Here is a 13,502-nt window from a genome sequence, read left to right as displayed (position 1 = left end):
TGTTCACCAACAGCCCGCGTCATCCAGCTGTAGCATGCCGGGTTTAGGCCTGCGTTCTACAGATCGCGAAATAATTCACGCAGCGAGAGACGCAATGGCCGACGTCGTCAGGGAAACCGGTTTCACCAGCAACCAGAAGCTCAAGGATGCGCTTCTCCAGCACAAACTCTTGTCGCGCGAAGGGCTGTCGGAACGGCTGTTCGGGCTCCTGTTTTCCGGTCTCGTCTATCCTCAGATCTGGGAAGATCCAGACGTCGACATGGAAGCAATGGAGCTCTCATCGGAGCATGCGATCGTCACCATCGGCTCCGGTGGCTGCAACATGCTGGCCTACCTCTCCCGCAATCCGCGCAGGATCGATGTCGTAGATCTTAACCCCCACCATGTCGCGCTGAATCGGCTGAAGCTCGCGGCATTCCGTCATCTGTCGAGCCATATGGATGTCGTCAGGTTTCTCTCGGCGCAGGGTACACGATCGAACAGCGTCACCTTCGACAGACTGATCGCGTCGCATCTAGATCGCGCAACCCGCAGCTACTGGCAGAAGCGGTCTATCACCGGCCGTCGCCGCATCTCCGTGTTCGACCGCAACATCTACCGCACCGGTCTTCTCGGCCGGTTCATCGGCGCGGGACACCTTCTGGCGCGCCTGCATGGCGTCGATCTGACGAAGATGGCGCAGACCAAATCGGTCCGAGATCAGCGCCGCTTCTTCGACGAAGAGATCGCGCCCCTGTTCGACAGAAAACTTGTCCGCTGGATTACCTCGAACAAGAGCTCGCTGTTCGGACTTGGCATTCCGCCGCAGCAATATGACGAGTTGGCCGGCATGGCGACAGGCGGCAGCGATAACGGCTCAATCGCGACCGTGCTGCGGGAGCGTCTCGAAAAGCTCGCCTGTCATTTTCCTCTGAAGGACAATTATTTCGCCTGGCAGGCGTTTGTCCGCCGCTATCCCGCCGCCCACGAAGGCACGCTGCCCACCTATCTCAAGGCAGGCAACTACAAGGCGATCCGGGCCGCCACAGACCGGGTCGCGGTTCACCACGAGAGTTTCACCGCTCTCCTCAAGCGCAAGACGGCGGGCTCCGTCGATCGCTACGTCTTGCTGGACGCGCAGGACTGGATGAACGACCAGCAGATCAACGACCTCTGGTCGGAGATCGACCGGACGGCCGCTGTCGGCGCAAGGGTGATCTTCCGGACGGCCGCCGAGCGCAGTGTCATCGAAGGGCGCCTCTCGCCCTCGCTTGCCGCGCGCTGGACCTATCTCGACGAGCGCTCGCAGGCCCTCAACCTGCAGGACCGCTCCGCCATCTACGGCGGCTTCCATGTCTACGCAAAGGCCGACTGATGGCAGAGACCGACGCAGGCAACCTCGGACCGGCCAATCGTGAAGAGATCGGCCATGCCGGCAGGATGGACCGGATGTACCGCTACCAGCGGCATATCTACGACCTCACCCGCAAATACTATCTCCTGGGACGCGATGGCACGATCGCAGGCCTTGCCCCGCCAGTCGGAGGAAGCGTGCTGGAAGTCGGCTGCGGAACCGGCCGCAACCTTCTCCTCGCCCACAAGCTTTTCCCGAACGCGAAACTTTACGGCCTCGATATCTCCGCGCAGATGCTCCAGACGGCAGACGCGAATTTTCGCGGCACGGAAATAAAGCCTATTCTGAAGGTCGCAGATGCCATGACATTCACGGCGGAGGAGTTCGGCGTCAACGGTTTCGACCGGATCCTCATTTCCTATGCCCTGTCGATGATCCCAGACTGGGAGAAGGCGATCGACGCCGCCCTTGCGGCGCTTTCGCCTCAAGGGTCGCTGCATATCGTCGACTTCGGACAGCAGGAAAACCTGCCGAACATCATGGGGTCTGCGCTCAAGTCCTGGCTCGCCCGCTTTCATGTGACCCCGCGCGCCACCCTCGAACAGGCGCTGGAAAAGCGTCTCGCAACGGCAAAGGCCGACATGATGTTCGAGGTGATCGGCCGCGGCTATGCCTGGCGGGCGATCCTTCGCCGCCGGGGATAATCACTAAGCGTATTCCAGATCTTGCTTTCTAACTGAATTTTTACGAGCTTATGGTAAACGGGACGCTACGCCTCCCTTTTGCCCACTCGATCGCGGACAAGGCTCTTTGTCTCTGCCCTAACACGGAACCTTCATGCCCCGGCTTCCAACCGTTCTTTCTGCTGCCGTCCTGTCTGCCGCGCTTCTGATGTCCGGTTGTACGTCCACGAGCTACGATCTGGTCGATACTGGCTCTGTCCGGCAGATGAAGTTCAAGGACACGGATCCGCAGGATTTCGGCGCCAACCATCCGGGCCGCCACGAGGTTCACGGCATCGACCTGTCTAAATGGAACGGCACCGACATCGACTGGCAGACGGTGAAGAAATCCGGCGTCGCCTTCGTCTTCATCAAGGGCACCGAGGGCAAGGACCGCATCGATTCCGCCTTCACCACCCATTGGCGCAACGCCGCCAATGCAGGCATTCCGCACGCGGCCTATCATTTCTACTATTTCTGCTCGACACCGGAAGATCAGGCAGACTGGTTCATCGCCAATGTTCCCAAGGAAGCAAACATGCTGCCGCCGGTGCTGGACATGGAATGGAACCACGCCTCGCCCACCTGCAAGCTAAAGCCGGATCCGGTGACTGTACGCGCCAGCATGAAACGCTTCATGGACAGGATCGAGGCCCATTACGGCAAGCGCCCGATCATCTACACGTCGGTCGATTTCCACCGCGACAACCTCGTCGGCGCCTTCCCCAACTACCATTTCTGGGTTCGCTCGGTCGCCGCCCATCCGACCAAGATCTATACGGACCGCAAGTGGGCGTTCTGGCAGTACACGGCAACCGGCGTTGTCCCGGGCGTCAAAGGCGCAACCGATATCAATGTCTTTGCGGGAAACAGCAAAGCGTGGAAGACCTTTATTGCGTCGGCCGACTGATGTGCTAACCCGCACAAGCTCTCTGGCAATGTATCTGACGTTACGCTAAAACCGGCGCGACCTGAGGGTCTGCGCCCATGTCCACCAGTGACCATGTCGCGCGGAAGAAATCGATTTTAGGAAACCGCTGATGTCTTCGACACTTGTCCGCCGCGCAGCTTTGGCTTGTGCTCTCGCCGCGTGCCTCTCTTCCACCGCCCTTGCCCAGACAGCCGCTCAGCCGACCGCTCCACCAATTCCGGCAGCACCTTGCGGCGGCGATCTTGCGACCTTCCTCGACGGCGTCAAGGCTGACGCGATCAAAGCCGGTGCTACCGCTGCCGCCGCGGATCAGGCATTTGCAGGCGCCGAGATCGACCAGAAAGTTCTGTCACGCGACCGCGCGCAGGGCGTCTTCCGCCAGACCTTCCTCGAATTCTCGCAGCGCACCGTCAGCCAGGGCCGCCTCGATATCGGTCGTCAGAAGATGAAGCAGCTTTCGGACGTGTTCGGCCGCGCCCAGAGCGAATTCGGTGTTGCGCCGGGAGTCATCACCGCATTCTGGGCGATGGAAACCGATTTCGGTGCCGTTCAGGGCGATTTCAACACCCGCAACGCGCTTGTCACGCTGTCGCATGATTGCCGCCGTCCGGGCCTGTTCCGGCCGCAGCTGATCGCGCTGATCGAAATGGTCCAGCACGGCGATCTCGACCCGGCCACCAACACCGGCGCCTGGGCCGGCGAAATCGGCCAGGTGCAGATGCTGCCGGAAGACATCATCGCCCACGGCGTCGATGGCGACAACAGCGGCCACATCAACGTCAAGACGAGCGGTCCCGACGCCATCCTGACGGCGGCCAAATTCATTCAGAGCATGGGCTTCACGCCCGGCCAGCCCTGGATCCAGGAAGTGACGTTGCCGGAAAGCCTGCCCTTCGAAAAGAGCGGCCTCGGCAACGAGATCCCCGCCAGCGAATGGTTCTCCTACGGTGTCACGCCGCGCGATGGTGTCACGTCCTTTGGCAACCTGCCGGCAGCACTCGTTCTGCCGCAGGGCCGCAAGGGACCCGCGTTCCTGACCTATCCGAACTTCGGTATCTACCTGCAGTGGAACCAGTCGTTCATCTACACGACGTCTGCCGCCTATTTCGCCACCCGCCTGTCCGGCGCCCCGCCTTACCTGAAGGGCAACCCGGAACCGGGCCTCGACGATACGGGCATGAAGGCACTGCAGACCAAGCTTCAGGCGCACGGCCACGATGTCGGCAAGATCGACGGCATTCTGGGCTCCGGCACCCGCGTTGCCGTCCAGAAGGAACAGGCACGCCTCGGCATGCCGGCAGACGGCTGGCCGACCCAGGCTTTGCTGTCCGCGCTTTGATCAGCGGGCCTTGCATCACATGACATGAAACGGGTGGCGGGCTGACCGCCGCCCGTTTTATCTTCGAGCAGCATCAACAAAGGCATTCCATGTCATCCGCCGCAGCCAGACTGACCCCCGTCGCCTGGGCATTGCTGTTCGTGCTCGGCCTTCTCTGGGGCGGCTCGTTCTTCTTCGCCCGCATCGCCGTCCAGGAAGTACCGCCGTTCACGCTGGTGTTTCTGCGCCTCGGTCTTGCGGCGCTCGCTCTCCACATCTACCTGCACGGCCGCAACGGAACCTACTCCATCCTTGCCACCCACTGGCGCGCCTTTCTCGTCATGGGCTTCCTCAACAACGCTCTGCCGCACACGCTGATCTTCTTCGGCCAGACGGAGATCGGCGCAGGCCTTGCCTCGATCCTCAACGCGACGACGCCGATCTGGACCGTCATCATCGCCAACCAGTGGACGTCGGACGAAAAGCTGACCGGGGCAAAGCTCGCAGGATGCGCTGCAGGCCTTGTCGGCACCTGCATCCTGATCGGCCCGAGCACGATTACAGATACGGCAGCACCGCTCTGGGCGCTGCTCCTGCCGATCGGCGCCGCGATCTCCTATGGTATCGCCGGCACCTACGGAAAACGCTTCCGCGGCATACCGGCCCCGGTGACGGCCACGGGACAGCTCACGGCGTCGAGCCTGATGATACTGCCGGTCTCGCTGGTCGCGGACCAACCCTGGACGCTTGCTGCACCGTCTCCTCACGTCGTCATGGCTATCGTAGCGTTGGCGTTACTCTCGACCGCGCTCGCCTACCTGATCTTCTTCAGGGTCCTGGCACTGGCCGGCGCAACCAACGCTTCCCTCGTCACGCTGCTCATCCCTCCGAGCGCCATTCTTCTGGGAGTATTCTTCCTCGGCGAACGACTGGAATGGAATGATATTGCCGGCATGGCGGTCATCTGTGCAGGGCTCCTTCTGCTGGATGGGCGAATCCTTCGCACCCGCACAACAGCGACGTAGTCCTCGCTGGAAACGGTACTGTTAACCGTCTGATCGCGATATTTAACACTTTGAAAACTTCCGTTAACGGGACTTTCCGTTGTCAAATCAATGAGATGGCAAATCATTGGTCGGTTTCGGCCGCGTCTTGATGCGCTGCAGCACAGTTTCCCTCTTCCCATTTGCCATGAAACAGACATAAACTCTGTCAGTCAACGCAAGGAGGCAGACATGGGAAGAACCTACCCTCTCAATGTCCTGGTGGTTGGTATTGCGTTTGTGTTCGTCGCTTCGATGTTGTTCATCTAGACGCATTCCAAAACAACGCATGCAACCGGTGACCGGTGATACCTCGGACTGACCGTTTGATAATCGGCAGCATTACAAAAGCGCATGTTCCCGCATGGAACATGCGCTTTTTCATTGTCGGAGCTACGCAGCGTTACCGACGTTTGCATCCTTGTCAGGGTGCCGGCCAAGCCGTTCCAGCACACCTGAGACCAGCGGGACGCGGTTCATCGTGTAGAGATGGAAGTGATCGTGACCGCGGCGCATCAGGTCTGCGATCTGCTCGGCTGCAACATCGGCCGCAACCTTGGCACGATCATCAGGCTTGTCGTCCAACCCTTCGAAACGGGCATCGAGAAACGCCGGAACGGTGGCGCCGCAGCGGCCCGCAAAACGCTTCAACTGCGTCAAGTTCTGAATCGGCATGATACCCGGCACGATCGGGATGGTGATGCCGGCCGCATGAACGGCCTCGAGATAACGCTCGAACACTTCGTTGTCGAAGAAGAACTGCGTCAGCGCGCGGTTGGCACCTGCATCTGCCTTGCGCTTGAGCGTATCGATATCGGCGGCCATGCTCGGGCTTTCCGGATGCATTTCCGGATAGGCGGAGACGGAAATATCCATGTCGCCATACTCGACCAGCATGCGCACCAGATCGGCCGTGTCCGAGAAACCGTCGGGATGCGGCGTATAGGCCGCGCCGACGCCTGCGCTCGAATCCCCACGCAGCGCAACGATGCGACGAACGCCCGCTGCCCGGTACTCCTCGACAACAGACTTGACCTCCTCGCGCGCGGCATCGACGCAGGTCAGATGCGCAGCGGTCTGGAGTTTGGCATCGTTGATCATACGCTGAACCGCTGCGAGCGTCGGCTCGCGCGTGGAGCCTCCGGCGCCATAGGTCATCGTGACGAATTCCGGCTTGAAGGCTGCAAGCGCATCGACCGTTTCCCAGAGCTGCGTCTGCATCTCATCGGACTTCGGCGGAAAGAACTCGTAGGAGAGCTTGAACGGGGCCTTGGCTGCGGGTGTATCCATGATCAGGCTCCTAGATAACGGTTTCGGCGAGAGCGGGTGTGTCGGCTTTCGCCATCAGCAGGCGACGGTCGCCGGCAAGCCACACGGTCACCGTGAGTGCGCCTTCGCGGCCGGGGCTGAGGTCGATCACCTTCTGGACGTCCAGGCCCACTCTGTTCAGCCACTCGTTCATCGCCTGATGGGAGAAACCGAGGCGCAGATGCGCGTGCTCGTCACGCAGATGCTCCAGCGCATGCGGCGCAAAATCGACGATCAGCAATCGCCCGCCGGGCCGCAGCATGCGGGCGGCTTCGGCGATCGCAAGATCAGGCCGGTCGAGAAAATGCAGCACCTGGTGAATGGTGATGAGATCGAAATCCTGGCCTTCAACAGGCGGATTGAGAATGTCGCCGTGCCGGACGGATGCCTTGACGATGCCTGCATCGTCGAGATTGGACCGGGCGACAGACAGCATGTCGCGGCTGGCATCGACACCGATCGCGCGGCGATAGCGGCTTGCCAGCAACTGCAGGATCCAGCCCGTTCCCGTGCCGAGATCGAGCAGCGAATCAACTGGCGATGGGCCGATCAGCCGCAGCAGCGCCTCTTCGACCGTCTCGTCGCTCGCATGCAGGCGACGAAGCTCGTCCCACTGCGAAGCGTTGCGGCTGAAATATTCCTGCGCCTTCGCCGAGCGCTGGTTTTTCACAGTTGTCAGACGCTCGCGGTCGCGCACAAGCACCGGATCATCCTGCGAAGCGGAGGCGAGCAAGGTCTGGACCAGTGCAGCGCCGTTCCCTTCCTGGCGCAGCCGAAAGTAAGCCCAGGCGCCTTCCTGGTATCGCTCGATCAGCGCTTCTTCGGTCAACAGCTTGAGATGACGCGAGATCCGCGGCTGGGACTGACCTAGAATTTCGGTCAGATCCGTGACGGTCAGATCGCCCGCGGCCAGAAGCACCAGCAAACGGAACCGGGTGGGCTCCCCTGCCGTCTTAAGCACATCCACCAGTTCATCGAGGACCAACCCCATACAACACGCCTTCACAATCAACATATAAAGATATGTTTATGTGATTTCAAATTGTCATGCAAGACGCAACGGGATTTCAGCCTGCATTCCTACAAAAAAACCCGGGGACGACCCCGGGTTTTGTAAGCTTCAAAACTGCGTCGGTCGCAGTTAGCGCGTCAGGCGCTTGTGGGCCTGGCTGCCGGGATTGAGAGCATCAGGGCCAAGACGACGGATCTTGTCCTCTTCGTAATCCTCGAAGTTGCCTTCGAACCATTCCACATGGCCATCACCTTCGAACGCGAGGATATGCGTCGCCAACCGGTCGAGGAACATGCGATCATGGCTGATGATGATCGCGCAGCCGGCAAACGCTTCGAGCGCGCTTTCAAGAGCGCCCAGCGTTTCCGTATCGAGGTCGTTGGTCGGTTCGTCGAGCAGCAGAACGTTGCCGCCGGCCTTCAGCATCTTGGCGAGGTGAACGCGGTTACGCTGACCACCCGACAGGTTGCCGACCTTTTGCTGCTGATCGCCGCCCTTGAAGTTGAACGCGCCGCAATAGGCACGGGAGTTCATGTCGAACTTGCCGAGCTTGATGACTTCGGCACCGCCCGAGATTTCTTCCCACACGGTCTTGTTGCCGTCGAGAGCGTCGCGGCTCTGGTCGACGTAGCCGAGATGCACGGTTTCACCGATGCGGACAGAACCGGCATCCGGCTTTTCCTGTCCGGTGATCATCTTGAACAGGGTCGTCTTGCCGGCGCCGTTCGGGCCGATAATGCCGACGATACCGCCCGGTGGCAGCTTAATCGACAGGTCGTTGATCAGCGTGCGGCCTTCAAAGCCCTTGTTGATGCCTTCCATCTCGATCACCACCTGGCCGAGACGCTCGGACACGGGGATGATGATCTGCGCATCGCCGGGACGGATGCCGTCGGCAGCATCGACCAGCTGTTCGTAGGCCTTGATACGGGCCTTCGACTTGGCCTGACGGGCCTTCGGGCTGGAGGCGATCCATTCCTGTTCGCGCGAAATCGCCTTCTGGCGGCCGGCATCTTCGCGGGACTCCTGCTGCATGCGCTTGGCCTTCGCCAGCAGGTAAGCCGAGTAGTTGCCTTCGTATGGAATCCCGCGGCCGCGGTCGAGCTCGAGGATCCAGCCGGTGACGTTGTCGAGGAAGTAGCGATCGTGGGTGATCATCATCACGGCGCCGGGATAGTCGCGCAGGTGCTTTTCGAGCCAGGCGATGGTCTCGGCGTCAAGGTGGTTGGTCGGTTCGTCGAGCAGCAGCAGATCCGGCTGCGACAGAAGCAGACGGCAGAGCGCGATACGGCGACGCTCACCACCCGAAAGCAGCGTGACGTCCGAATCCTTCGGCGGGCAGCGTAGCGCTTCCATCGCCATTTCGACCTGCTTGTCGAGATCCCAGAGGTTCTGTGCGTCGATGACGTCCTGGAGCTTGGCGCCTTCGTCCGCCGTCTCGTCGGAATAGTTCATCATCAGTTCGTTGTAGCGCTCGAGCACCGCGGTCTTGGCAGCAACGCCGACCATGACGTTCTCGAAAGCCGTCTTCGTTGGGTCGAGATGCGGTTCCTGCTCGAGATAGCCGACGGTCGCACCTTCAGCGAGCCAGGCCTCACCGGTGAACTCCTTGTCCTGTCCAGCGATGATGCGCAGAACCGTCGACTTACCCGCGCCGTTCGGACCGAGGATACCGATCTTGGCATCCGGATAGAAGGACAGGTTGACGTTCTCGAGGATCTTCTTGGCGCCGTAGGACTTGTTCAGCCCCGACATGTGATAGATGAACTGACGTGCCATGGATAAATGTGCTCCGGGGAATTTGTTTGCCCGCTATGTAGGCGAAGACGGGCCTGGGAGCAACGCATACGAGGCGCAAACCATGCGCTTTCCGAACGGAATCGTGGGACCGGAGGCTTTCTAGCGCAGGTTTGCGTGGTCGATCCGGAAAAGCTGAAACGGATTTGCGCGACCGGTCTCGAGCCGTGCGAGACCGGGCCAGTCCTTGCTCGCGGACAATGCATCGTAAAGCGGCGCCGATCCAGGCTCAGTCTGCGCAGGGAAACGGCAGACCGCCACATAATCGAACGGTGCAAGCGCTTCGCGACGCGTCTCTGGGTCGGTTGTGATGAAGGCTGTATAGGCGTTCGCCATCCCGCGTGAGGCCCGGTGAAACGGGATCGGCCCGACCGTCAGCCCTGATGGCATCGGGTTCCTCAGCACCGACATTGCAAGGGCCGGCGGCGCTAGAATGTGTCCCCCTCCGACCTTTGAGATCGCCGACAGGTCACTGGTCTTGCAGTCGCCAACGGTCATCGCCTGGACGGCATCGCCGTGTATCGCTTGTGGCCGCGAGAGCATCCACAGACCGAGAATCAGCATGACGACGCCGCCCCCGACGCCCAACACGGTCCTTGCTGCCCGGCCGGGTTGCCTGGATTCCTCGTCGATATGGCGGAGCGCCAGCGGCACGAAAAGTGCAGCAAAGACGAATGGAAAACGGATGTAGCGAAGCAGGCAGATCGCCAGCACCACACTGACGATCGCGGTGACGAACACAATCGCGACGCCCGGGTTACCGGCGCGAACCTCGTTCAAAACCCGTGGCGCCGCGAGCGCCAATATGGTGACGAAAATACCGATCAACAAGATGCCCGGCAACGGCGAGCCGCCTGCATAATGGAGCAGTCCCTGCTCCTGCGGCACCCGGTCGAACCATAGCTGCTTGGCGAGCGGATCCATCCCGGCATAGGGGCCCGCAAGGCATTCAGGAAAAGAGGTTCCGGTTGCAACGATGACGCCGATCGAGGCAGCGGCAAGAACGGCGAGTTTTACCCAGCCGGATGCATCGGCGAAACATCTGCAGGCAATCCAGGATGTGCCGGACAGACCGACAAGAAGACCGATATAGGGTGCAGAAAACGCATCGCACTGCGTCGACATCGTACCCGAGGCACCAAGCAGTGCCAAAGCTGTTGGAACAATGGCGATACATATTGTGGCCGACGCCGCCGAGAGCGTTTCGGCCGCCCTGGTCGCCCCTGCGACGAATGCCACAACAAGTCCGCCGAACATGATGACCAGGAACGGCAGACCTTCGAGTGCGATGGCGACCGACATGACGGTGCCTACCCCGACAACGATACCGCCGATACGATCGAAGCGGACAAGACCGTAGGCGACGGCCATCAAAGCAACGATCTGGACATTGTGATGGTCGATCCGACCGGGCACAAATTCGAAGACCGCATACAGCATCGCAAACGTCCCAGCCGCCAGCCGGAGATAATGAATACCCTCGGTGATCGGAGCAATGCGTTTCCAGATCATGGCAACAAACAGCCCATAGACCGAAAGCAGCATCGGCGGCCAGATCAGCAGGGATGCGGAGATGGCGCCGTCGCGGCCGAGCAGCGGCGTCAGCAGAAGCGAAAGGCCGGCATAGGGAAGGTCGACGAGACGAGACCAGGGCGAGACGTAGATCCCTGGGCTGTCGATCATCGGCAATGTCAGGTCCCAGAAGGACCCGGATGCGGATAACAGATGGCGAATCTGAACGCCCCGGAGAACATCATCCACATCCGCGAAGAACAGCCGTCCATCGGAAAGGTCGAGTAGCAGCAAAACGATTGCCGTCAGGTAGACAACGAAAAAGATCCGCAGAAGCGATCCTTCCTGCCGCGTCGATGACGCGCCTGCCTCGCCTCTCCTCGCGCCAGCCATCCTCGAAGCCACCTGCGTTTTGCCCTTCAGCACCGGCTTACCTAGCTTGAATTAACATTGCGCTACCGGATTGCCTCTGCGAAAGATCGAACGGGAGAAGCGGCCGGGCAGGACAAGCGACTGACAGCGTCGGTGCCGCAGGAATAGCGATGTTTGACACAACCAACTGGCTCAATAGTTCGACGGGCGCACGCATAGCATTTCATCATCAACCCGCGACATCGGACGGCCGTGGCGTCATCCTCGTCTTGCACGGTCTCGCCGACCATTCCCGCCGTTACCGGCGGTTTGCCGAGGCGATGGCGGCCCATGGTTTCCACGTCTACGCCCCCGACCATCGCGGCCATGGCGAGACCACGGCACCCGGCATACCGCTAGGCCGCTTTGCTTTGCGGGACGGTGAAAGGCTTGTAACTGCGGATGTGAAAGCGATTCGCGATCTCGCGGCTGATGCCCATCCGGACCTGCCGATCATTCTCGTCGGGCATTCGATGGGCGGCCTGATCGCCCTCAATGCCGCAATCGATTATCCGCAAGCCTTTGACGGGATTGCCGTCTGGAACTCCAACTTCAATCCAGGCCTTGCCGGGCGCGGTGCCCAGGCAATTCTGCTTGTCGAGCGCGCGCTGAAAGGGTCTGATGTTCCAAGCACGCATCTGCCGAAACTCACCTTTGGCGCATGGGGCAGATCGATCCCCGGCCATCGCACCGATTTCGACTGGCTGAGCCACGACCCGGCCGAAGTGGATGCCTACATTGCCGACCCGCTCTGCGGCTTCGATGCCAGTGTCTCGCTCTGGCTCGACATCTTCGAGATGTCCTACCGGGGACCCGCGCTGCTGGATCGCCTGCCCGCCGACATGCCGGTCAATCTGGTCGGTGGCACGGACGATCCGGCGACCGATGGCGGGCGCGCCATGCGCTGGCTCGCGGACAGGTTCCAGAAACGCGGCATGCACAATGTCGAGACGATCATCTACCCGCAAACCCGTCACGAGACTCTCAACGATCGGGTCCGGGATCGCGCGACAAACGCCTTTGCCGCATGGGCAAAAACGCTCAATTCGCGCCGCTCTGATCCGTCGCGCGATGACCGCACGCAAACGGAATGAGTTCATGACATTTCCTCAAGTGCGCTCGGAGAATGCCGAAGGTATAGCTTTGCCATGACGTCACCGCATGCGCATACGAGACCTGCTCTGCAAGCATCCGGCATTTCCGCCGGGATGGGCCTGATGCTGCTTGCCATGCTGATCACGCCGCTGATCGACGTGTTTTCCAAGCTCGCGACCGACGGTGCATCCCCGACCCTGATCACCATGGTGCGCTTCATCGTCCAGGGCCTCTGCATGCTGCCGATCGTGCTGTGGACCGGATCGTGGCGCAATTTCTCGTGGGAACTCAGTTTCTATCACGCCATCCGCGCAGCGGTGATCACGCTGTCGATGATCTGCTTCGTTGCAACGCTTGCCGTCATGGAAGTCGCAGACGCCGTCGCGATCTTCTTCGTCGAGCCGATCATCCTTACCGTCATGTCGTCGATCTTCCTCAAGGAAATCATCGGCTGGCGGCGCTACACGGCTTGCGGCGTCGGCTTCCTGGGCGCGATGATCGTCATCCGCCCGAGCTTCCAGGAAATTGGCTATATCGCGGTATTGCCCGTGGTCACAGCTTTCGGCGTCGCCGTCTTCGCCCTGATGACGCGGGCGCTCGCCCATCGCGAAAACCCATGGTCGATGCAGTTTCAGATGTCGCTCTGGGGAATTCCGATATCAGGTGCCCTCCTCCTGATCGGTCATGTCAGCGGCATCGAATTTATGGCCCCCTCGGTCCCCGATTTGACGACGACCACATGGATGGTCGGTGTCGGCACTGTCGCCGCCCTCTCCGGCCTGCTCGCAGTCTATGCCTATCGCGCCGCGCCCGCCTCGGTCATTGCGCCGCTTCAGTATTTCGAGATCGTCTCGGCCACTTTGCTGGGCTGGCTGGTGTTCGGCGACTTCCCGGATCCGGTCAAATGGCTCGGCATCTCCATCATCATCGGGTCAGGCCTCTACATCATCTGGCGCGAACGCCGCGCCGCCTCGCTTAAGCCCGTCACCAACAGCGAAAACACAGTGGTAAGCCCCTGAT

At 60.7% G+C, this 13,502-nt stretch carries 11 protein-coding genes; 7 read left to right on the top strand and 4 right to left on the bottom strand.

Going from position 1 to position 13,502, the window contains the following annotated elements; all coding sequences use genetic code 11:
• Positions 1-94: 94 nt before the first annotated feature.
• The 5 genes from G6K99_RS10590 to G6K99_RS10570 all read left to right on the top strand — a co-directional run bounded on the left by G6K99_RS10590 (position 95) and on the right by G6K99_RS10570 (position 5,329).
• The gene (locus tag G6K99_RS10590; RefSeq protein WP_174196507.1) at positions 95-1,354 is read left to right on the top strand and encodes a DUF3419 family protein; all 1,260 of its coding nucleotides are present in this window, start codon (positions 95-97) and stop codon (positions 1,352-1,354) included.
• Positions 1,354-2,037 carry a class I SAM-dependent methyltransferase gene (locus tag G6K99_RS10585; RefSeq protein WP_244631425.1) on the top strand — a complete coding sequence of 228 codons (684 nt, stop codon included), beginning with the start codon at positions 1,354-1,356 and terminating at the stop codon, positions 2,035-2,037. The genes G6K99_RS10590 and G6K99_RS10585 overlap by 1 nt, the downstream gene beginning before the upstream one ends.
• A 133-nt stretch (positions 2,038-2,170) precedes the next feature.
• Positions 2,171-2,965 (top strand): GH25 family lysozyme, encoded by a 795-nt coding sequence (locus G6K99_RS10580; protein WP_113167058.1) that lies wholly within the window; start codon positions 2,171-2,173, stop codon positions 2,963-2,965.
• 130 nt (positions 2,966-3,095) lie between these two features.
• Positions 3,096-4,325 carry a lytic murein transglycosylase gene (locus G6K99_RS10575; RefSeq protein WP_174196506.1) on the top strand — a complete coding sequence of 410 codons (1,230 nt, stop codon included), beginning with the start codon at positions 3,096-3,098 and terminating at the stop codon, positions 4,323-4,325.
• Between the two features lie 89 nt (positions 4,326-4,414).
• Positions 4,415-5,329, top strand: coding sequence for a DMT family transporter (locus G6K99_RS10570; RefSeq protein WP_174196505.1), 915 nt, complete (start codon positions 4,415-4,417; stop codon positions 5,327-5,329).
• 411 nt (positions 5,330-5,740) lie between these two features.
• On the opposite strand, the gene metF is transcribed toward G6K99_RS10570, so the two are convergent.
• From metF to G6K99_RS10550, 4 genes are all read right to left on the bottom strand, one after another.
• Positions 5,741-6,637: a methylenetetrahydrofolate reductase [NAD(P)H] gene (gene metF / locus G6K99_RS10565; protein ID WP_062456114.1), complete on the bottom strand. Its 897-nt coding sequence runs from the start codon at positions 6,635-6,637 to the stop codon at positions 5,741-5,743.
• A gap of 10 nt (positions 6,638-6,647) precedes the next feature.
• Complete coding sequence (locus G6K99_RS10560) at positions 6,648-7,646, bottom strand: metalloregulator ArsR/SmtB family transcription factor (RefSeq protein ID WP_062581130.1); 999 nt, start codon at positions 7,644-7,646, stop codon at positions 6,648-6,650.
• Positions 7,647-7,796: 150 nt separating this feature from the next.
• Entirely contained in the window at positions 7,797-9,446 is a 1,650-nt protein-coding gene (ettA, locus tag G6K99_RS10555; protein ID WP_062456108.1) for an energy-dependent translational throttle protein EttA, read from the bottom strand.
• Positions 9,447-9,566: 120 nt separating this feature from the next.
• The gene (locus tag G6K99_RS10550) at positions 9,567-11,369 is read right to left on the bottom strand and encodes a hypothetical protein (RefSeq protein ID WP_174196504.1); all 1,803 of its coding nucleotides are present in this window, start codon (positions 11,367-11,369) and stop codon (positions 9,567-9,569) included.
• 149 nt (positions 11,370-11,518) lie between these two features.
• Here G6K99_RS10550 and G6K99_RS10545 point away from each other — a divergent pair, with 149 nt between their 5' ends.
• Together G6K99_RS10545 and G6K99_RS10540 are read left to right on the top strand one after the other, a co-directional pair.
• Complete coding sequence (locus G6K99_RS10545; RefSeq protein WP_174196503.1) at positions 11,519-12,481, top strand: alpha/beta fold hydrolase; 963 nt, start codon at positions 11,519-11,521, stop codon at positions 12,479-12,481.
• Between the two features lie 54 nt (positions 12,482-12,535).
• Positions 12,536-13,501 carry a DMT family transporter gene (locus G6K99_RS10540; RefSeq protein WP_174196502.1) on the top strand — a complete coding sequence of 322 codons (966 nt, stop codon included), beginning with the start codon at positions 12,536-12,538 and terminating at the stop codon, positions 13,499-13,501.
• Position 13,502 lies beyond the last annotated feature (1 nt).

It is taken from the genome of Neorhizobium sp. AL 9.2.2, assembly GCF_013317225.1.
Classification (GTDB): Bacteria; Pseudomonadota; Alphaproteobacteria; order Rhizobiales; family Rhizobiaceae; genus Neorhizobium; species Neorhizobium soli.
Note: the sequence above shows the minus strand (reverse complement) of the source record. Positions and strands in the feature narration are given on the sequence as shown.